Annotated in this window: 17 protein-coding genes; 8 read left to right on the plus strand and 9 right to left on the minus strand. The window is 42.4% G+C overall.

Annotated elements, in window-relative coordinates:
- Positions 1-212: 212 nt before the first annotated feature.
- Entirely contained in the window at positions 213-1,820 is a 1,608-nt protein-coding gene (locus CXF62_RS03425; RefSeq protein ID WP_102092917.1) for an inorganic phosphate transporter, read from the minus strand.
- A gap of 580 nt (positions 1,821-2,400) precedes the next feature.
- The gene (locus CXF62_RS03430; protein WP_102092918.1) at positions 2,401-4,092 is read right to left on the minus strand and encodes an ATPase; all 1,692 of its coding nucleotides are present in this window, start codon (positions 4,090-4,092) and stop codon (positions 2,401-2,403) included.
- 318 nt (positions 4,093-4,410) lie between these two features.
- Between CXF62_RS03430 and CXF62_RS03435 the strand changes: the two genes are divergently transcribed.
- From CXF62_RS03435 to CXF62_RS03450, 4 genes are all read left to right on the plus strand, one after another.
- Positions 4,411-5,124: an FFLEELY motif protein gene (locus tag CXF62_RS03435; protein ID WP_102092919.1), complete on the plus strand. Its 714-nt coding sequence runs from the start codon at positions 4,411-4,413 to the stop codon at positions 5,122-5,124.
- Between the two features lie 90 nt (positions 5,125-5,214).
- The gene (ubiE, locus tag CXF62_RS03440) at positions 5,215-6,315 is read left to right on the plus strand and encodes a bifunctional demethylmenaquinone methyltransferase/2-methoxy-6-polyprenyl-1,4-benzoquinol methylase UbiE (RefSeq protein ID WP_228153153.1); all 1,101 of its coding nucleotides are present in this window, start codon (positions 5,215-5,217) and stop codon (positions 6,313-6,315) included.
- A 118-nt stretch (positions 6,316-6,433) separates the two neighbouring features.
- Positions 6,434-7,138 (plus strand): ubiquinone biosynthesis accessory factor UbiJ, encoded by a 705-nt coding sequence (locus tag CXF62_RS03445; protein ID WP_102092920.1) that lies wholly within the window; start codon positions 6,434-6,436, stop codon positions 7,136-7,138.
- Positions 7,139-7,240: 102 nt separating this feature from the next.
- Positions 7,241-8,902 carry an ABC1 kinase family protein gene (locus CXF62_RS03450; protein WP_102092921.1) on the plus strand — a complete coding sequence of 554 codons (1,662 nt, stop codon included), beginning with the start codon at positions 7,241-7,243 and terminating at the stop codon, positions 8,900-8,902.
- Between the two features lie 118 nt (positions 8,903-9,020).
- On the opposite strand, the gene ruvB is transcribed toward CXF62_RS03450, so the two are convergent.
- From ruvB to CXF62_RS03475, 5 genes are all read right to left on the minus strand, one after another.
- Entirely contained in the window at positions 9,021-10,004 is a 984-nt protein-coding gene (ruvB, locus tag CXF62_RS03455; protein WP_057760949.1) for a Holliday junction branch migration DNA helicase RuvB, read from the minus strand.
- A 175-nt stretch (positions 10,005-10,179) separates the two neighbouring features.
- Positions 10,180-10,800, minus strand: coding sequence for a Holliday junction branch migration protein RuvA (gene ruvA, locus CXF62_RS03460; RefSeq protein ID WP_102092922.1), 621 nt, complete (start codon positions 10,798-10,800; stop codon positions 10,180-10,182).
- A gap of 78 nt (positions 10,801-10,878) precedes the next feature.
- Positions 10,879-11,916, minus strand: a complete 1,038-nt coding sequence (gene fba / locus CXF62_RS03465) for a class II fructose-bisphosphate aldolase (RefSeq protein ID WP_057760953.1) — start codon at positions 11,914-11,916, stop codon at positions 10,879-10,881.
- Between the two features lie 399 nt (positions 11,917-12,315).
- Positions 12,316-12,702 (minus strand): hypothetical protein, encoded by a 387-nt coding sequence (locus CXF62_RS03470; protein ID WP_102092923.1) that lies wholly within the window; start codon positions 12,700-12,702, stop codon positions 12,316-12,318.
- 257 nt (positions 12,703-12,959) lie between these two features.
- Positions 12,960-14,174 carry a phosphoglycerate kinase gene (locus CXF62_RS03475; protein ID WP_102092924.1) on the minus strand — a complete coding sequence of 405 codons (1,215 nt, stop codon included), beginning with the start codon at positions 14,172-14,174 and terminating at the stop codon, positions 12,960-12,962.
- A gap of 506 nt (positions 14,175-14,680) precedes the next feature.
- Here CXF62_RS03475 and CXF62_RS03480 point away from each other — a divergent pair.
- On the plus strand, positions 14,681-15,010 hold the full coding sequence (locus tag CXF62_RS03480) for a TraR/DksA family transcriptional regulator (RefSeq protein ID WP_102092925.1): 330 nt from the start codon (positions 14,681-14,683) through the stop codon (positions 15,008-15,010).
- A gap of 65 nt (positions 15,011-15,075) precedes the next feature.
- On the opposite strand, the gene CXF62_RS03485 is transcribed toward CXF62_RS03480, so the two are convergent.
- Positions 15,076-15,744, minus strand: a complete 669-nt coding sequence (locus CXF62_RS03485) for a thiamine phosphate synthase (protein WP_102092926.1) — start codon at positions 15,742-15,744, stop codon at positions 15,076-15,078.
- An 87-nt stretch (positions 15,745-15,831) separates the two neighbouring features.
- A complete protein-coding gene (locus CXF62_RS03490) occupies positions 15,832-16,914 on the minus strand; it encodes a serine hydrolase (RefSeq protein WP_057760963.1) in 1,083 nt (360 codons plus the stop codon).
- Positions 16,915-17,307: 393 nt separating this feature from the next.
- On the opposite strand from CXF62_RS03490, the gene CXF62_RS03495 reads away from it, so the two are divergent.
- From CXF62_RS03495 to CXF62_RS03505, 3 genes are all read left to right on the plus strand, one after another.
- Positions 17,308-17,943, plus strand: a complete 636-nt coding sequence (locus CXF62_RS03495; protein ID WP_102092927.1) for a response regulator — start codon at positions 17,308-17,310, stop codon at positions 17,941-17,943.
- Positions 17,944-17,977: 34 nt separating this feature from the next.
- On the plus strand, positions 17,978-19,735 hold the full coding sequence (locus CXF62_RS03500) for a sensor histidine kinase (protein ID WP_102092928.1): 1,758 nt from the start codon (positions 17,978-17,980) through the stop codon (positions 19,733-19,735).
- 165 nt (positions 19,736-19,900) lie between these two features.
- Entirely contained in the window at positions 19,901-21,616 is a 1,716-nt protein-coding gene (locus CXF62_RS03505; RefSeq protein ID WP_102092929.1) for a sigma-54-dependent transcriptional regulator, read from the plus strand.
- The last annotated feature ends 69 nt before the right edge of the window (positions 21,617-21,685 follow it).

A 21,685-nucleotide genomic window follows, 5' to 3' on the forward strand; every position in this document is an offset into this window, starting at 1 on the left:
TGTCTTCAATTCACCCGATAGTCATCTAAATGGGCTAAAAATGGCTAAATCTTGCCAAACATCGTCAAATAGCTGGTTAATATCCCGATATTATCTGCGCTATTTTTCTTGTTTGACGGCAATTTATCTCATTTTTACCACCATTTTTGAAATGAAGACACGCCCTAGTTATTAAAACTCAATTATGATAATTCACTGATAAAAACAGCGCATTAAAAAATATTGCTCAATACGAGATAACTAATAGCAGACATAGTAGCCGCTGCAGGCAGCGTCACAATCCAAGCCAAACCAATTGGTTTCATAAGCTTCCAGTTAGTATCTCTGTTGACGATACCGATACCCAGTACCGCGCCTACTAGCGTGTGAGTACTTGATACAGGTAGACCCATCGTCGATGCACCCATCACAACAGCTGCTGCTGCTAGCTCAGCTGAGAAGCCTGAAGCTGGATGCATTTTCGCTAGATTGGTACCGACAGTTTGAATCACTTCTTTACCAATGAACCAAAGACCAACGATTAGTGCCACACCAAAGGTCAGCATGACAGCAGGTGGCACCGCAGCTTCAGTAGCGATACTATTAGTACGAATCACATCCATAATGGCGGCAAAAGGACCAACCGCGTTGGCGATATCGTTTGAACCATGACTAAAGGCAAAAGCTGACGCGGTAAAGACCTGCATCCAGCTAAACATAATGAACGTCGCTTTGGTCAAATCTTCTTTATGCTTACCGCGGATACTCTTGGTATAAATATAGGTCGCTAACCATACTAGCGCCGCTATCATACCCATAATCAAGAAGCCCTGTAGTGTGGTCAGGCCGCTATTAACATTTTTCAGACCTTTAAAGACGACTAGAGAAGTCATCACCGCACCACCTGCGGCAGCAATGATAGGTACCCATTGCTTAAGTGCTTTTAGAGTATCAAGGCTACTGCGCTCATTCTCAATATCATAAAGCTTTTTGTAGTAATCAGTTTCTAAATCTTCAACGATACAATCATCATCTTTATAGATTTCCTGATCACGTAGCATTGCTGACGTATAGGCCAATTGCTCAGACTCTGTCAAACCATCCAAAAACTCTTTATGGTTTTGCTTTAAGACTTTTTTATTGCCTTTTAGCGTCGCAATATGAGCTTCGGTTTTATCATTATATTCAATGATGTTTTTCTTAATTTGTCCATATAAAAGATAAGACAACACGCCACCTAGTAGCGGCGACAATACCCAAGAAATAGCGATGGTCCCAACCGTTCCCCAGTCTACCGTTGATAGCGCCATGTCCGTACCACCTAACGTGATACCTAAAACAATGGAGCTACCAATCACACCGCCAATAATGGAGTGAGTGGTCGAAACAGGCAGACCTTTTTTGGTCGCAAATAACAGCCAAAATGCTGCTGCAACCAATGCGGAGAGCATGACATAAATGAACTGATTGGGCGTCACTGATAGACCATCTAGATCGACGATGCCGCTTCGAATCGTATCAGTCACCTCCCCGCCTGCAAGGACTGCCCCCGATACTTCAAATATCGCGGCAATACCCAATGCTTGCGGGATAGTCAACGTCCCTGCACCCACCGAAGTACCAAAGGAGTTGGCGACATCGTTACCACCGATATTGAATGCCATAAAGACACCAAAAGCGGTCGCCACAATGAATAGCGTCGTTTGCTGACGCATGGTGTAATCTAAACCCCACCACAAGAAGTAGGAAGTCATCGCAATCAGTAAAATGGCAAAAAATAGATTGATTCTCATAGAGCCAACTGGCTTGACTGACTCTGTAGAACTGCTGCTAATACCCATACGTTAGTACGTCCTGCGTAAGCTGATTAAAATTATATGAGGTTGATAATATTGCGCTGCTACTCACAGTGCTTGTTACGGCATCTAATGAAGTAGCATATATAAAATATACAACATGCGGTTAGAAGATTTTGAACCGACTAGAGAGAAAGTAAATAATACATCCTTCAACATGTCACAAAGCCGCAAGTGATATTGCCAAATCGTCTGATTACAGCATCTTGCGGCTTATATATTTCTTAGCGATATTTGTGGTACTACTAACAGCTATTGTAACAATTTTTGTCGTAATTATTAAGTTATCTATACTAAATAACCAAAACACGTTGTTTGCTAAATTAAAATTATTATTTAGCAGGAGCTGTTTTGCGCTCTATTATATTAAATATGAGCACATAATGCATGATGATATTGCGAGATTTGTAACTGCTAGTGTATACGGACAAGACCACACTCTGTAAAAGACAGGATAACTCGAATATGTTTCGAGCCATCCTACTTAGGAAATACTTGAAAAACACTTGGAAAATACAATTATATGAGCCTATAAGAATCCTTAAAACTCATTCATTTTTGAGAACTATTTGCTTTCAGAAAATGCAGACAACTGCTCAATAGCATGATCTAACACGTCTAAACGCGCTTGACGTTTTTCATTGGTCGCAATAACACACCATGGTGCTATCTTGGTATCCGTGCGTGCCAGCATATCTGCTGCAGACTGCACATAATCTGACCATTTATCACGGTTACGCCAGTCATCATCTGTCAGTTTAAATTGCTTATGTGGTGTTTCTTCACGATCTTCAAACCGTTTAAGCTGCTCTTTTTTATCAATCGCTAACCAATACTTGATAACCAACGTTCCTGCTGCTGCCAAGTCCGCCTCAAAACGATTGATCTCATCATATGCTCGTTGCCATTCATCAGTCGACGCAAATCCTTCAATACGCTCAACCAACACGCGCCCATACCACGTACGATCAAAAATGGCGATACGGCTAATACGATTGGTTTGCTCGTCAGGCAATCTTGTCCAGAAACGCCACAAGTAAGGATGCTGAGTCTCATACAACATCGGCGCGCCAATATTATAAATTTGATACTCGCGGGGATCTAGCGGTGCGACCAACCTCTTGATTGCACCGCCCTTGCCAGCAGCGTCCATTCCTTCAAAAGCAAATACAACATGCTGGCCTTGGCGTGCACGTAACAATTCAGCGAGCCTTGCCTGCTTCTCTGCCAATGCCTCACGATAGTCGGACTTACTGATTTTTTTATCTTTAATAGACGTCAGCTGCTTAGGTATCGGTACAGGCTCAAACTGTTTTTGTTTAGTATCTGAGTTAATTTTCAGTGTCTCGGACTGAGAATGGTTTTCTGACGTTTCCTTGTCACTGTCATTGCTATCTGCCTGACTACTCACCAGCGCGGTTTGCATAGCGTGTAGCACCAAGTGACAAAAGTTATCAGCAGCCTCTAACTTATCGTCACCATCAATGATGACCCAATCATCCTGTTGACGCAGCAAGGTTGCAGCCACCTCATTAAACTTTTCGATGACTTGCTTATTATGCCAGTCAATTTGATACAAAAACTGCGGATCTGCTTCATCATCCTCTAAGCGACTGTGTAACGTTTCGATATCAACATGAAACCAGCATTTTAGTAATTTGGTTTGATTAGAAATGAGATCCTTTTCAAATGCTTTTAGCGTATCTAACTGCTGCTGTAGATAGTCTTGCCACTGAGCGATAGGAAGCGAATTTTTATCTGTCTGACCTTTATCATTTGATAATGTTTCAAGGTTCTCACTATCTGATGTCGCTAGTCGCATGACGTTGTATAATAAATCAGCATACCAGTTGCCGAAATATACCATGACATCACCATGGCGCGGCATTGCGCTAGTATGTGCTTGCCAAATAGGCTGATAGCTCAATGGCGAATGACCAATGGTAGCCTCAACTTTAAGCAGCCTTGGATCCACCCATTGCCGTAACTGTTTAACGGCGGTACCTTTACCCGCTTGCTCCATTCCGTTAACTAGTACTAACAGGCCTGTTGGCTTATTGAGGGTCGGCGGCGTTTGCTGGCGAGTGGCTTTTAAAGCATACTGAGCTGTTACCAATGCCAGTCTAAGTGAATCTTCATCCAGTGAAAACTGACTTAAAGGATTGGGCTTTAGACGCTGCTCCACAACTTGCTCACTAAATTGTGTACTTACCGCTTGTGGTGCTTTTGGTTCAGTAGTATCATTTTTTTTAGACATGATTACACTCGCTATTATTGTTATTGGTCTGCTTTACCGTTGAGTGACTTATGGGATAGCTATTAATAGGACAACTCTTAATATTTCTGACTCATCGCTCATTTTTATCTCATTTAATCATAGCACTGCGCCAATCGAGTAAATAATATTGCTGTGTAACAGATTGATATTTGTATTCTTAATTATTTTCTTTTAAGGTGAACACAATTTTGGGTATAGGATAGAACAGTTGTTGAAAATTTTATAACCCTGAACCACTATATTTAAAACAACCATACTCAAATTTAATTACCCTTTACTTCTACAGGATCTACTGCCATGACCGCTTTAGCTGATTTACAACAGCATTTGACACGATTTTGGGCGATGCCTCATCACCAAAATGATGAATTAAATGCTAAGCTCAAAGAAGTACAATCATGGCAACAAGCACGTCTGCAGCAGACGCATCGCGAGCTATTTGAACAACCTAAAAACCAACTAATGGCCGATTACTTCCTCACCCAACTGTATGGTGGCGAAGAGTTCAAGTTATTAGCAGAGCAATTGGCACGTATCCTGCCAAAAGCGAAAAAGCTAGAACGTCTTGCCAAAGAGTCAGCTCTAGAGGCTGGTAGCATGGGTATCCAAGCAGCAATTTTTGCCATTGAGCTAGATCTGCATTTAGCCCAGTGGTTACTCGCTCAAGATTTGCCAGTGAACGAAGAGAACATGCTAACCGCCTATCGAACTGTCGATGAAGAAGACGAGCGCCGAGTTCAGATTGCCAATTTAAAAGACGTCTGTTATCGCACAGACAAACATCTAAATTCGTTTATGCTCAAAAAAGCCTTTGCACTAGCAAAAAGTACAGCCTATCGTCATGGCTACCAGCCGCTTTATGATTTTATTGATACAGGATTTAAGGCCATGAAACCTCTGAGCAGCGTCAGCGATTTTATTGAGCCGTTCTGCAAGCGTGAGCTGTCCATTATTGATCAGGTTCATGATACGGATAATGGCAGTAAGCCAGTAGCGTTTGGTGTATCATAAGGTCAATATGTTGAATAGCCAATTGACGCTTACTATTTAACGATTTCCTCCGATAAAGACAATCATAAAAATAAATTCTAGGACAACATGATGACTGATAATTCAAAAGATAGCAGCACTCCTTCTAATCAAGCCACAACAACGAATGGTCATTTGCAAGACAAACTGGTAAAAGACAGTATTGCTCATAATCAACAGATTAGCGCGCAGATATTACGCAACCAAACAACCAATGTCGTACCGAGCAGGAATAATAGCGTTGCTAGTGATGACAATAGCGACTTTACTAAAGTTCAAGACCTACCAACTGGAACGCCACAAGGCCAACAAACCACTATGCCAAACAACGATCAAACGACTCGCACAAACCCTTCAGAGCAAACCATAAAACAAACGCTATTCAATCAGCGTGATGATATCAATAATCCGCACACGCCTGAAACAGACGGCAACGAGCAGACGCATTTTGGTTATAAGACCGTCAATAAAGCAGAAAAACAAGCACGTGTGGCTGACGTATTTACCTCTGTTGCCAAAAAATACGACATCATGAATGACTTGATGTCATTTGGTATTCATCGTCTGTGGAAGCGCTATGCGATTAGTCTATCGGGCGTGCGCGCTGGTCAACATGTCCTTGATATCGCGGGTGGTACAGGCGATTTGGCCAAAGTATTTAGCCGTGAAGTTGGTAGAAATGGCCACGTGGTACTATCTGATATCAATGCTGCGATGCTAGAAGTAGGCCGTGAGCGCCTAATCAATGCTGGTTGTAATAACGTTGACTTTGTATTAGCAAACGCTGAGACATTAGCCCCTTTTGATGATGAAAGCTTTGATTTGGTAACCATTAGCTTTGGTTTGCGTAACGTCACAGACAAAGATGCCGCGCTAAAGTCTATGTATCGCGTCCTAAAGCCAGGTGGTCGTCTATTGATTTTAGAATTCTCCAAACCAGTATTTGAGCCACTATCTAAAGCCTATGATTTGTATTCATTTACCGCACTGCCAGTGATGGGTAAGCTGATTGCTAATGATGCTGAAAGTTATCAGTATTTAGCTGAGTCAATTCGTATGCATCCTGATCAGCAGACACTTAAGCAGATGATGCAACAAGCTGGGTTCGAGAACTGTGATTATCATAACTTGACTGCTGGTATCGTGGCTGTCCATCGCGGCTTTAAAGCGTAACGATAGAGTACGATTTGCAAGACTATTACGTTTAACAGACCCTATTGAACCTAACACGAACACACGATGCGCTGATGCAGCTAATGCGAAGGCGCTCACTTACCGATGCGAGAGCCTTATGCTGACTGTCCTTCTATTAGCTGGTGCCGAAAAGCTAATTAACATTGCCATTGCTAGTGATGAGATTACCAAAGCAGGTTTAGCGCCGCTTGCAGGTAAGGTGTTACGTCTTAATATGGGAATGCCTGAGATTCATTTAGACATCCTGTTCACTCATGAGCGTTTGCGCTTTGAGCCAGTCACGACAGAGAGCATATTTGAGCCAAGTGGCCAGATGAATGAGCGCCAAAGAGCCGGCATGGAGCGCGCACGTTTTGGTCACAGTCGTCCAGACTGTACCATCACCGTAGACAATGCCGCTCAACTGCTCAGTCTGATGCGCGGCGCTGAAGGTAACTTACCAATCGCTGGTGATTACAAGGTGCTGATGCAGCTCAAGCAACTGGTTGCAGGATTTGACCCTGACGTGGCTGGACAGCTTGAGCCTTTTATTGGTAAACCAATGGCTAGCCAGTTACACCTTCTTATCTCTCAGCTCAAAGGTAGCTGGCGTCATAGTGCCAAACGTGCTTTTGATGACGTCAGTGATTGGGCCAATGAAGTAGCTGGCAATAGCACACCTGACCCTATCGAGGTGGCTGAAGCAAATGATCTTAAGCAGCTATTGTTAAAATTACGTGCTGACGTCGAACGAGAAGAAGCCAAACTTGCTGCTATCAAAGAAGAGCAAGCTCAGTTTCTTAATAACTCGTTTCATCAATAGCCGATTGTCTCAATCATAAATGAACGCTATTACCGATGGCACTATTTATGATTAAGCACAACGCCTACCCCATTTTCGTCTTTGTTTAGAGTACCTAACCTCATGCTATTATCGCACCGCGCTCGTCTACTTGAGCTTTGGCGTATCGCCGCAATGTATCGCCTTGATACCCATTTTTCTATCGAAGAAGCACCGCAGCTGCAGCCTTTGGCGCGATTAATTCGCATGCATCCAGCAGCATGGGGCAAGAAGCACCAACCAAATGCGATTAAGTATGCGCTTGAGGACATGGGTACGCTGTTTTTGAAACTTGGCCAGTTACTCTCAACGCGTCGCGACTTGGTACCGCCTGAGATTATCGCTCAATTGATTCAGTTGCAAGACAAAGTTAAGCCTTTTGACGCTGATATTGCTGTCGCTCAAATTCAGCATCCTAAACATGGTCTTGGCCAGTCTATTGAAACCTTGTTTGCTCGATTCGATATCAAACCGTTAGCGGCTGCTTCTATCGCCCAAGTTCATACTGCTGCCCTACATGATGGGCGTGAAGTTGTGGTAAAAGTGGTTCGCCCCGATATTCGCACTGTGATTGTTTCTGACTTTGAGCTACTGCGAGAATTGGCAAGCTGGGCATCTGCACGAATTGAAGCGGCACGTGCCATTCATATCATCGATATTGTCGAAGACTATCGGCAAGTCATGCTCAATGAGCTTGATTTGACGCTTGAGGCTGATAATACTACTCAGATGCGCAACAACTTCTTGGGTTCAGCACTGATGTATGTGCCTGAAGTATATGATGCTGCCAAAAATGTGATGGTCATGGAGCGTATCCAAGGTGTCCCTATCTCACAAGTTGAGATGTTTGATCAGTTAGGTTACGACCGTGCAGCGCTTGCAGAAAAAGGCCTAACGATATTTTTCACCCAAGTCTTCCGTGATAACTTTTTTCATGCTGATATGCATCCAGGCAATGTGTTCGTAGAGACACCACCTGTGCAAACCTTACATGCAGGTATGGCAGCAGTTGATTTAGGTCATGAACCACGTTATATCGGGCTTGATTGCGCCATCATGGGCACTTTATCAAAAGATGATCAGCTCATCGTGGCGCGGATGTTACTTGCCGTAATGAACAATAACTTCACCGCCGTAGTTGATATTGTTAGCCGTGCAGGTTGGATACCACCAAATGCTGATAAACATGCCCTGATGCGTGATATGAAACGTACCGTCGGCCCTATGCTACAAAAATCAATCGATGATATCGACTTCGCTGGCGTACTGATGCAGATTTTGGACATTGCGCGTAGACATCATATGAGTATCCCGCCGCAGCTGATGCTTTTGCTAAAAACCTTGGTCCATGTGGAAGGACTCGGTCGTGATTTATATCCTGATCTAGACATTTGGTCACTTGCCAAGCCAATTCTAAGCAGTTGGATTAAAGAGCAATTAGATCCTATGCGTAATCTACAACAGCTGCGCCAACAACTTCCTGAAATACTCCTGTCTACTACTGATATTCCTAAACTATTAGATCAAGGACTACAAAGCCTTGCCTCACAGGGCTCTCGCCAGGACAGTCAACTACGCGAGATACAACAGATTCGCGCTGACATGCTAAACGACCGTCGTCGTGATTGGTTGGCACTCGCAGGGTTTGCTATTTTTATCGCTATCGCTACGCAAGTTATCGGCTGGCTATCACCTATATTTTATATACTGGCTGTTCTAGTGGTTGTTTGGCGAATTTTAGCTTAGAAATCAGATTTATTTTTATTCAATCAGTTCAGAAAATTTTCATAATTTCAGATTTAAACAAAAAAATGCGCCTACTTCTCATTAAAAGTAGACGCATTTTTTTATTGAATACTGATTACTATAACATCTGATCTATTGCCATCTGTGTCAGTACGCGGCCACGAGCAGTTCGCAGCACATAACCTTGTTGAATCAGATACGGCTCAATCACATCTTCAAGCGTACCACGGTCTTCAGCCATCGCTGCTGCCACTGCTTCAACACCCGCAGGACCACCGTCAAAGCGCTCGTGCAATATTTCGATATAACGTCTGTCTAGATGATCAAGACCGCGTCTATCCACTGCCAGCATATCTAGCGCACTACCTGCAATCGCGCCGTTAATACTACCGTCGCCTCTTACCTCAGCATAGTCACGCACACGGCGTAATAGGCGGTTAGCAATCCTTGGTGTACCGCGTGCACGGCGCGCAATCTCTACAGCCCCGTCTTCACTCATTGGTACACGCATTAGACGTGCTGCGCGACTGACAATCGTCGTTAGATCAGCAATATTGTAAAACTCAAGGCGCTGTACAATTCCAAAACGGTCACGTAGTGGTGACGTCAATAGCCCTGCTCTAGTGGTTGCTGCTACCAAGGTAAATGGCGGCAAATCAAGCTTGATAGAACGCGCAGCAGGCCCTTCACCAATCATAATATCTAATTGAAAATCCTCCATCGCTGGATAAAGAATCTCTTCAATAACCGAGCTTAGACGGTGAATTTCATCAATAAACAGTACGTCACCCGCTTCTAGGTTGGTCAGCATGGCTGCCAAATCTCCTGGGCGCTCGAGCACAGGCCCTGAAGTAGAACGCAGATTACCACCCATTTCACGAGCGATGATATTGGCGAGGGTCGTCTTGCCCAGACCTGGTGGACCAAATATAAGTGTGTGATCTAGCGCTTCGTCACGGCCACGAGCAGCACCGATGAACACTTCCATCTGCTCACGTACCACCGGCTGACCAATATACTCGGCCAATAATGCTGGTCGGATATTGGCATCAGGAGCGTCACTTGCACCTTCTAGCGGATTAATTAAACGATCTTGCGTCATAGAATTTATCATTATATTAAAAAATTAGTTAACAAATAGCATAACCAAACGCTGCGCATAAGTCATGCAAAACCTCATTAAGCGAGCACTAAAACGAAAATAAGCGACATTTAATGTCGCTTATTAATTTAATACACTATGTGGTTGTCATCGATAGACGGCTAATTAATATGAATTAAAAGCCAGATAACTGCTGTAAAGTAGCTTTTAATAAGCCTTGAGTATCAGCAAAAGTATCTCCTTTACTCTTAGCAGCTTTAATCGCTAGCTGAGCTTCTTTTTCTTTGTAACCCAAGCTAATCAACGCGCCTTCTACTTCAGCGATGATACTGCCTTCGTGAGAAATCGTGGTTTCTTGAGGCGTCAATTCAAACGCACCATTATCAACGTCGATATTCTTTAACTTATCTTTTAGCTCAATTAATAAACGTTGCGCCGTCTTTTTACCAATACCTGGGATACGAGTCAATGCCGTCTCCGACTCTTGTTCGACGTGCATTTTTAGCTCAGCTGCTGACATTGCCGACAGCATAGCCAAGGCCATTTTTGCTCCAACACCATTAATTTTAATTAACTGGCGAAAGACATCTCGTTCTTTTCGATCGATGAAGCCGTATAGCAATTGGGCATCTTCGCGAACATGGAAATGTGTCCAAATGCTGGCTTGTTCGTTAAGCTGTAACTGACAAAATGAAGGCAATGGCAGTTCGATATCATAACCCACACCAGAGGTCGTAATGATACAAGCAGTCGGTGCCATCAAGTACTGCACCTGTCCGGTAATCAATCCAATCATTATTTACGACCTCTTATGTAAAATATTATAAAATCAGCTGCTACTTCATGATTAACAACTACGTTCTACAATACAGTCTTATTGATAAAAATTTACCATACCTTCAAGACTGGTTGGGCGAATTTTATGTGCTTGACCTGCAGAGCCGAACGCTTCAAAACGATTGGTACAGATATCTGACATCGCTACCATAGATGCTTTAAAGTATTTACGCGGATCAAATTCACTTGGATTTTTTGCAAGGAATTCGCGGATAGCACCAGTTGATGCCAGACGTAAATCCGTATCGATATTTACTTTACGCACACCATGTTTGATCGCTTCAACAATTTGTTCAACTGGCACGCCATAAGTTTCGCCGATATCACCGCCATTTTCATTAATAACTTTTAGCCATTCTTGTGGCACTGATGAAGAACCGTGCATGACAAGGTGGGTATTAGGAATACGGGCATGAATCTCTTTTACACGCTCAATAGATAAGATATCGCCTGTCGGTGGACGTGTGAACTTATAGGCACCATGGCTAGTACCGATAGCAATCGCTAACGCATCGACATTGGTATCTTTTACAAACTGCTCAGCTTCATCAGCACTGGTCAATAGTTGCTCATGATCTAGCACACCTTCAGCGCCAGAGCCATCTTCTTCGCCAGCCATACCAGTTTCAAGACTACCTAGGCAACCGATTTCGCCCTCTACAGAGACGCCGCAAGCATGAGCCATCTTAACAACTTCCCGCGTGACGCTAGCATTGTAATCATAGTCCATTGGCGTTTTGCCATCTTCACCAAGTGAGCCGTCCATCATCACTGATGAGAAACCTAATTGGATTGAGCGTTGGCAAATAGCTGGTGACATACCGTGATCTTGATGCATTACCACTGGAATATGTGGCCATTCTTCGATCGCAGCGATAATCAAATGACGCAAAAATGCTGACCCTGCATAGTTACGTGCGCCTGCACTGGCTTGGACAATAACAGGTGAATCACAAGCATCCGCAGCCATCATGATTGCACGCATTTGCTCTAAGTTATTGACGTTAAAGGCAGGAACACCATAGCTGTGTTCAGCGGCATGATCTAGAAGTTGACGTAAGGATATTAGGGCCATAAGACGCTCTCTGATTAGATTTTGAATAGTATTTTAAAAAACAGCTTGATAGCAATCATTTCACTGTATATTCGACCATACTGACCGTATATAGGCTAGTGAAAGTCTGAATGATATTGGATATGATTACCACGCGGTGATTATAGCAAAAATTGTTCTGTCTTCGTAGCAGTTGACCGACTATTTATCAGTCTATACCGTCTCTTGATACCAGTTTAATTTTTATAAACTGTCACTTTATAAACTACCACAATGACATACAACGCAAAAAGCCTTGGCAATCACCAAGGCTTTTCTAGTATTTTGAGGCTTATAAAGCAATGACTATTCTTAAAGGTTACATATCAATCGATAGCTTCCCAGTAAATCAGTCATTATAGTGCTTAGTTATCGCGTAGCTTAGTACTGTTGCTCTGCATCAACTGCAACATCATTTGCGCCATCAGCAACAGCGTTAGCGCCATCAGCGACAGCTTCAGCAGTATTTTCAACCGCTGTGTTAGTGCTTTCAGCAATAGCATCGCCAGTGTTTTCTAGAGCGTCTGTCGCAGCTGCACCAGCAGTGTCAGCGCCTTCGGCAACTTCAGTACCAGCGTCTTGAGCAGCAGCTTCAGCTTCAGCAGCAGCAGCTTCTGTTTCAGCGGCAGCAGCTTCAGCGTTTGCAGCAGCATCATCGCCAGCAGATTCAACAGCAGCTTCAGTGTTTTCTTCTGTTTGTTGGCTACATGCAGTGATTGCAAAGGTACCAGCAAGTACGCTAGCAAGTAATAAATGACGTTTTAACATAATAAACCTCTCGTAAATAATGCATGTCAAAATACATGGTCGCGCTATTTTATAGAGTGCGAATCAGACATGCAATAATAATTTTCAGTATATAAATAAATAATGACTGCTTAATAATAATCGATGACTATTGCACTTACTTATGCTAATAAAAACAAGCAAATCAACAGCCAAAATATTATTTTTACAGACTACCTTAGTTATTTAAAGTTAGTTGTACGTCTAATGTTACTAAGCTACAGAGTATCGTTAATTAGTTAGGCATCTATTTGCAGCGCAGCGACTGCCGGAAGTACTTTACCTTCAACAAACTCTAAAAACGCACCGCCACCTGTTGACATATAACTCACGCCTTCAGCAACTTGATATTTATCAATAGCTGCTAACGTATCACCGCCGCCCGCGATAGAAAAACCATCGCTGTCTCTTACAGCAGTAGCTAATATCTGTGTGCCTTGCCCGAAAGCATCGACCTCAAATACACCCACTGGACCATTCCATAAGATAGTTTTTGCATTGATAATAGCATCGGCAAGCTGCTTTGCGCTTTCTGGTGCGATGTCCAATATCATGTCATTGTCACCGATCGCATCAACTGATTTGATCGTTGCAATGGCTTTTTGCAATGAGCCAGTAAAGTCAGCGAAATCGATGTCATTTTTATCAGCGACTACGACGTATTCAGGCAGCAAAATTTCAGTCTTGGTCATAATGTCACGTGCAGTATCGAGCAAGTCTGCTTCGTACAATGAGGCGCCAACACTGTGACCTTGTGCTGCTAAGAAAGTGTTAGCAATACCGCCACCAACGATAATCTGTGTGCAAACTTCAGCCAAGCTGTGTAGCACTTCTAATTTGGTTGATACTTTTGATCCACCAACGATAGCAAGCATTGGTTGTGCTGGTGTTTCAAGCGCTAGGCTCAAAGCATCAAGTTCAGCAGCTAACAATGGCCCTGCACACACAGTTTTGTCTGCTTGACGCATTGCTTGCGTAACACCTTCTGTTGATGCCTGTGCACGGTGCGCTGTACCAAAAGCATCCATTACAAACACATCGCACAAATCAGCGTACTTTTTCGCTAGTGTGGCATCGTTTTTCTTTTCACCGTCATTGAAGCGTACATTTTCTAATAGAACCACTTCGCCAGATTTTACATTGGCACCTTGGGTAAGATAATCGCTATTAAGACGTACAGGCGTCGATAGTTGCGAGCTTAATTTTTCCGTCAGATAGTCAGCAACTGGTGCTAATGAATATACAGCTTCAGGATTGCCTTCTGTTGGGCGGCCTAAATGTGAGCAAACAATTACCGCAGCGCCTTTTTCGAGCGCCATCTTGATGGTAGGAAGACTGGCCTGCAAACGCGCATCGCTTGTGACCTTACCGCCTTTAATAGGCACATTTAAATCTTCTCGAATCAAGACCACTTTATCCGTTAAGTTCAACTCACTCATACGCAAAAAATTCATTACCTGCTCCTATGCATCAATATATCTGTTAATTTGCGATTACTGTCGTTACTGATGTGACCGTTATAGTCAGCTCTATATAAATCGGATTCAGTGCTAAACTCGATCAATCTACTATTTTGTAGCATTCTCGCTCGCCTGCTTTATAACTACGCTATTTTATATCTAAGCTATATAGTCACTATCAGCTTTATTGCTTTTTAATGTCTTTTTAACGCTTGGCTCTGACACTTATCAGATCACTCTGATGAGTCGATCAAGTAAGCAGAATTCAGCGGCGGTGTATTCTACCAGTTTTCTAGCGCAGTCTCACAAGCAACCTGACACAAATCTCAGCACGTTTAAAATATTTAGTCTAAATTCTCAGACCGTTATTCGATGGCAACAATTGCAGTTGCTAGCTTTAAGCATAGTCAATAAACCGTAACATTTCGTGGTGGTACTCAGCAGTCAAGCTCTTTATGATAGAAACATTGACAATAAAAATAATCCATTAGGAGAAAATAATGAGCATCAATTTAGACACTTCCAAGCAAAATCTATTAGAACTAAAAGATGAGTATGAGTCTCGCATTAATAAAATTGAAGATCATATTCAGAATCCGCAAGATGATCTCAATGAACACTGGGAAGATCAGGCCATATCCTATCGTCAAAACGACATGCGCAAAAATTTGATGAGCGAGGCGCGTCAAAGCTTAATCTATGTCGAAAATGCATTGAGTCGAATTGAAAATGGTACTTATGGCGAGTGCGAAGTCTGCGGCGAGCCAATCGAAGAGCAACGCTTAGAAGCGCTACCCTATGCCACCTTATGTATGGAACACGCTGAGTAGCGCTGTCATATTAATACTCTATTGTAAGACTATTGCTACTCTAAAACCTCTCTAATAAGAGTACTTCAAGTAGGTATTTTCCATTTGGAAAATGCCTGCTGCCATTCGTGACAGCGCTGAGATATGTCCGCTACTGGCAAGTCCATGATATCCCCAACTACTGCTACAAGCGCAATGGGCAAATCTACTAACTCTGATATATTTTCTGCGGTTAATCCGCCTATTACACATATTGGTATGCCTTGCTGACACCCTTCCACAAGCTGCTGACGCGAAATGATATTAGCATTTGGCTTAGTTGTAGAAGTAAATACAGCACCCATCGCAGCATAACTTGCGCCGTCATTTTTTGCTTCTTTAATCAGCGCTACATCACCATGGCAGGTACGACCGATGATTTGATGCGGTGATAGAGACTGTAGAGCATCACCGATACTGCCGTCTGTTTGACCAAGGTGTACCCCAACGCCAAGCTTTTCGGCCAACTTCACGTCATCATTAATAACAACTGGCACGTTATACGTTTTAGCTAACTCAACGATTCTTTGCGCCTCATCAAAAAGCTTCAAAGCTCCATCAGGTAGACTAAGAACTTGCTTACGACGAATTTGTAATAGCGCAATTAATCCTGTCGATAAGGCTGCTTCTAGCTTTTGATATAACAGCTCAAACTCATCGTCGTTCGTCAATAGATATAGCTTAGGTGTAGGAGAAGAGAATGGTGAATGACCCATAGCGTGTATCCTTAATTCTTAAATTCAACACAATAAAAAAGCTGTTATATGATATAACAGCTTTTTTATATATTTAGAACAGATAGCTTATACTGTACGGCGTGTAGCCAAACTATTTAAGATATTTTTAGCATCGCCCCAACGTGTTGCTGAGCTGTTTGCTCCTAAGATAACAATAATTGCAGGACGATTATTGACCCGAGTTTCCATTACCACACAACGTCCGGCTTCATTGATAAAGCCTGTCTTAGAGATACCGATTGGATAGCTGCCGTCACGGACCAACGTGCTAGTATTACTGGCTTTATAGGTACGGTTACCACTTGAGTAGTTTGAGACAAAAAAGTCATAGCTCTTAGTGGTAGAGAAACGACGAATCACATCATAGTTACCAGCGGCACGTACCATTTTGACCAAATCTTTTGACGAAGCTACGTTGCGCTTATCAAGTCCAGTTGGATCACCAAAAAATGCCGTATTCATGCCCAAATCTTGTGCTTTACGATTCATTGCACGCATAAAAGCATCATAGCCACCTGGGTAGTTACGCGCTAGACTCTTCGCCGCTGGGTTTTCAGACTTCATCAACGCCATCAATAGCATCTCAGCACGGTTTAAACGATCACCTGATTTCAAACGCGAGCTTGCACGCTTAGGACCAACAAAATCTTCTGGATCAAGCGTAATTTCTTCACGCATATCAAGACCAGCATCCAACACCACCATAGCCGTCATAACCTTGGTGATACTAGCCATTGGGCGCGCGATATCAGCATCTTTTTCGTAAATAGATTCGCCAGTTTCAGCGTCGATCACCGCAACACTACGTGAATCCGTACTAATCGGAATCATATCGCTGCTACCAAATGCCCCACGATAAGTTGTGTTATAGCGGGCACTATTGGTGTTATTACTACTAGCAAAACTATTAGTATTCGTAATATTGGTAGTGCCGTAGCCATTATCGACTTTCTTAATAGCAGAGCCATTAGACTTGTACATTATGTTGCGGGCTTCAGACAAGCTATCAGCACCGCCCCAGCTCAGGCGGGCACTAGAGGCAGTGTCAGTGCTACCATTAATTGTAAGTGCGGCTTGTGCAACACTGCCCAAACTCAATGAAATCATAGCAGCGATCAATTGCTGTTTGGTTAATGGTAGTTGCTTCATTATGCCTCCTGCTGTCGCTATTACGCCAGTTACATATTGTCTGACGCCAAAAACGTACGTAGCGTTTATAGATGTGTTTGTAAGTACTCACATAGAGCTTTTGTATTTTTAGTGTATCATGGTTTACATTTAAGTTTAATCTATCAAACTGATTTAGTAGTTTTTTTTGGCTTCATTCAAACTTTGCTACAACCAATTTATATTATAGAAACATCAATTCACACTGCAGCAATATAATTTAACTTCGAATGTTATGATTACTCGTATTTTGTTATATTGATCAGCGGTATTTTGAATATACAAAGATAACAATAATGGTTGAAATATATTCGTTTTTTATACTATTTGAACCTAATAAAGCGTTCATTCTGACAATCAATAAAGAGTATGGTTATGATTAAAGTATTAGTGGTAGATGATCATGATTTGGTACGGATGGGTATTAGCCGTATGTTGTCAGACAGCCCCGATATTGAAGTGGTAGGTGAAGCAGACAGCGGTGATATGGCTATCAAACAAGCCAAACAACTACATCCTGATGTGATTTTGCTAGACGTCAATATGCCGAATATTGGCGGGCTTGAAGCAACCAAACGTCTGATACAACTCGACATAGGTATCAAGATTTTGGCGGTCAGTAGTATGTCTGCACAGCCCTATCCCTCAATGCTGATCAAAGCAGGTGTGAATGGTTACATTACCAAAGGCACGCCGCTTGATGAAATGATACGTGCGGTCAAAAAGATTTATCAAGGAGGTCGTTACTTCAGTCAAGACGTCGCTGAACAGTTAGCGGATGTTTTATTGTCTGATAATGCAAACTCACCTTTTGACTTATTAAGTGACAGAGAAAAACAAGTGGCCATGATGGTTGTTAATTGTCAAAGCCCTCAGCAAATAGCTGATCAATTGTTTGTTAGTGTCAAGACTATTAATACGTATCGCTACCGTATTTATGAAAAAGTTGGGGTTGATAGTGATGTTAAATTGACTCATTTGGCCATTCGTCATGGTCTGATTCAACCATAAACCATTTTAGCGTTTATTTTATTACGGCCAGTTTATGAACCCTGCTACCAATCTTAGCTCTGCCATTACTCGTTATGTACATCATGACGATACGCTTCCTCTGCCGCAGTTGCGTAAGTTGGGGCTGATCTATAGCAGCTATCGCTTCGTTGTTAGCCTGTTCTCTATGCTCATGCTATACATTAGTGCTCGTACAGGTGATGGCACTTCTTTACCGAGTTTTTTACAACAAACGACTCTAAGCTTCTATGTACTGTTAAGTTTGATACTGCTTGGATTATTTTATGTCGTTACAAAACATATGCGCCGCCAACTGGCATTCGGACTGGCCTTAGACGTTATTATATTAAGTCTACTGCTCTACACGACAGGCAACCCTGATTTGCAGTTAACCATGCTATACATGGTGGTCGTCGCGGCTAGCTTTATGCTACTACATGGCTCACAAGCGTTGGTTATTACTTTACTTGCCATCATTCTCGTTATTTATCAGCAGTTTTTTTACGCTATTGCTAACAGCATGAGTCTAGCCAATCTAGGTGATGCGCTACTGATGTCGGCGAGCTTTTTAGCAGTGGGCGGTTTGAGTTGGTCTATCTCTCAACGATTGGTACAGCTTGAGAAAGTCGCGGCAAACCATGCTAAGGAAGTCGAGCGACTAAACGTGATTAATCAAGAGGTCATCACACAGATGGTGAATGGTGTTATCGTTATCGATAAGCAACATATTGTCTTAGCAAACCTTGCCGCACATCAATTGCTGAGCCTTTCTCTTGTCACGCCTGTCACAGCACAGAATACCCTTGACGATACAAAAGAGACTCATAACAAAGCACTTCTCTCCAATTTTGAGCAGCAACTCAATAAGCAGCATACACAGTTATTTAATGCCTGCTTGTCGGTAGCATCTGGGCAGTCACGCGCTTTTACCTACGATGTGCCAGCTGTGGCAAATGCCTCAATATTTGGCAAATTACGCGTACAGATTATTCCACTAAAAGACGATAGCAAACTTGTCATATTAGAAGATTTACGCCGTGAGCAAGCCAGCGCTCAACAACTGAAACTGGCTTCTTTAGGGCAATTAACTGCCAGTATTGCCCATGAAATCAGAAACCCATTAGCAGCGATATCGCAAGCCAGCCAGCTATTAATGGAAGATGTTGCAGAACAAATGGAAGATGACAGTGCATTAACAAGTGAATCGAATGCTGCCATGACCGGCAACCATGAGCTTTATGAAATGATATTTTCACAGACAAAACGTGTAAACCGTATCATTGAGGATATTTTAAAGCTATCTCGTCAGCAGACGGCTACCCAGCAGGTGCTCGAATTGGCTGAATGGATGCCATCGTTTTTGGAGAATTACTTTCAAGGACACGACATTTTTCTACGAATAAAAACCAAACCCATCATATCATTTGATACTCATCAGTTAGAGCAGATATTGATCAACTTAATTAATAATGGCCTGCGTTATAGTAGCTATTCTCATCCTCATGCTTATGTAGAAATCGACATTTACTGCGCAGACAACGATGTTATAATCGATATATTAGATAATGGTAATGGTGTTAGTGCTGGAAATTTAGAACTTTTGTTCGATCCATTTTTTACAACAGATAAAGCTGGTACAGGGCTAGGGCTCTATTTATCACAAGCATTTTGTGAAGCCAATCAAGCACGTCTACTCTACATTCCTGAACATGAAAAAACATGCTTTCGATTAATTGTGCCTTCTATCAAATCTGATAATAAATTTTATACTATCGAAGAAAATCTTACCTAAATTCATCCTTTGAAAGCTATATTATTTCGAATTAGTTTTTGCAAAATATAATATTTGAAATGAGATTATAGTATCAAATATTTAAGTTCCAACTTTGTATGAAACTATACGCCTATTTAGACCCAGCTATTGATTTTATAGCCATTGAATACGATGAGATGATGTATGACAACAACCGCGCTAGTCGTCGATGATGAAGTAGATTTATGTCGATTGATGCAAATTACCCTAACTAAAATGGGTATCAAAAGTGATGTGGCTTATACATTGTCGCAAGCAAGAACATTTTGGCAAGACAATGACTACGATTTTTGTCTGACGGATTTAAAACTGCCAGATGGCTCGGGACTTGAGCTGGTAAAAGAAATTAGCAATAGCTCTAATATTCCAATAGCGGTGATTACGGCTCATGGCAGCATGGATTTAGCCATTGAGGCATTAAAGCTTGGTGCCTTCGATTTTGTCAATAAACCGCTAGAACTACCACGTCTGCGCCAACTAGTAGAGAATGCCATAAAAGTTATTCATCAAGATAACGAAGTACAGGCCGCACCGGAATGCTCTCCTGAACAAAAAATGCTAGATAGTAGATTGATTGGTAATTCTGCTGTCATGCATCCCCTCAAAAATACCATTTTAAAGCTAGCACGCTCACAGGCACCTGTGTTTTTATCGGGCGCTTCTGGCACAGGTAAAGAAGTGGTCGCCAGATTGATCCATGATTTAAGTCCACGGCGTGATGGCAGCTTTGTACCAGTGAACTGCGGTGCGATACCATCGGAGTTAATGGAGTCGGAGTTTTTTGGTCATAAAAAAGGCAGCTTTACAGGGGCTGTCGCTGATAAACAAGGGTTATTCCAGCAAGCCAATGGTGGCACGCTATTTTTAGATGAAGTGGCAGATTTACCTTTAGCCATGCAGGTTAAATTGTTACGTGCCATTCAAGAAAAAACAGTAAGGGCAATTGGTGATACAAAAGAAGTGCCAGTAGACATCCGCATTTTGTCTGCCACTCACAAAGACCTGAGCCAATTGGTACAAGATGGTGCATTTCGACAAGACTTATATTATCGCATCAATGTCATTGAGCTAAAGCTTCCAACGCTTAATGCACGCCGTGATGATATTCCTGTATTAGCAGACCACTTTTTGGCGATGATTGCTGATGACTGGCAATTAGAGTCGCCGCCGTCATTGACGATGGAAGCCTGCGAACGCTTACAACGCCACGATTTTGCGGGTAATGTCCGTGAACTACGTAACTTACTGGAGCGTGCAGTTACGTTAGCTGAAACCTCATACATTGACGTTAGTCATTTAGGTCTTCCTGACATTGAAACTGAGCTTGTAAATACACAAGAGCAAAATCATAGCTCAGCTATCGATAGCTCTGAGCTACTTGCCCGTAACTTAGAAAATCAAATAGACGTTCAATCTACAGACCAATCTACAAAAGACGGTGAGCAAGTCATTCAATCTAGTCGCAATATAGCGACGCAGGTTGAGCAAAAGGCAACCAATTTACATCCTTATCGTACTAACACCAACCACTACCCTTCAATGGTTCAGCATTCGTCAACTAGTAATGATAGTTCGTCAACCAACGTAGCAAGTACTCATGACGAAGAGTCGCTCCTTGACTCCACCGCCCAACAAGAAACTTCTAAAGACATATCAGGTTTACCAGAATTGTTCGACGGTCAATTACCGCCTCAAGGGTTAGAGCATTATTTGCAGGAACAAGAAAAGCAGCTGATTATCACGGCACTCAAACAAACTGGCTGGAACAAAACCCAAGCAGCTGAATTATTAGGAACCACCTTTCGCTCTTTACGCTACCGTATGAAAAAGCTCGAAATTTCTGAAGATGCGTCTGATTAGCTTCTTTTAAGCGACATCTTCAAATATTTTTAAGCGTTGAATGGTATGTGCTGTTAATTAATTGCTAAG

Source organism: Psychrobacter sp. MES7-P7E (assembly GCF_002863645.1).
Lineage (GTDB): Bacteria > Pseudomonadota > Gammaproteobacteria > Pseudomonadales > Moraxellaceae > Psychrobacter.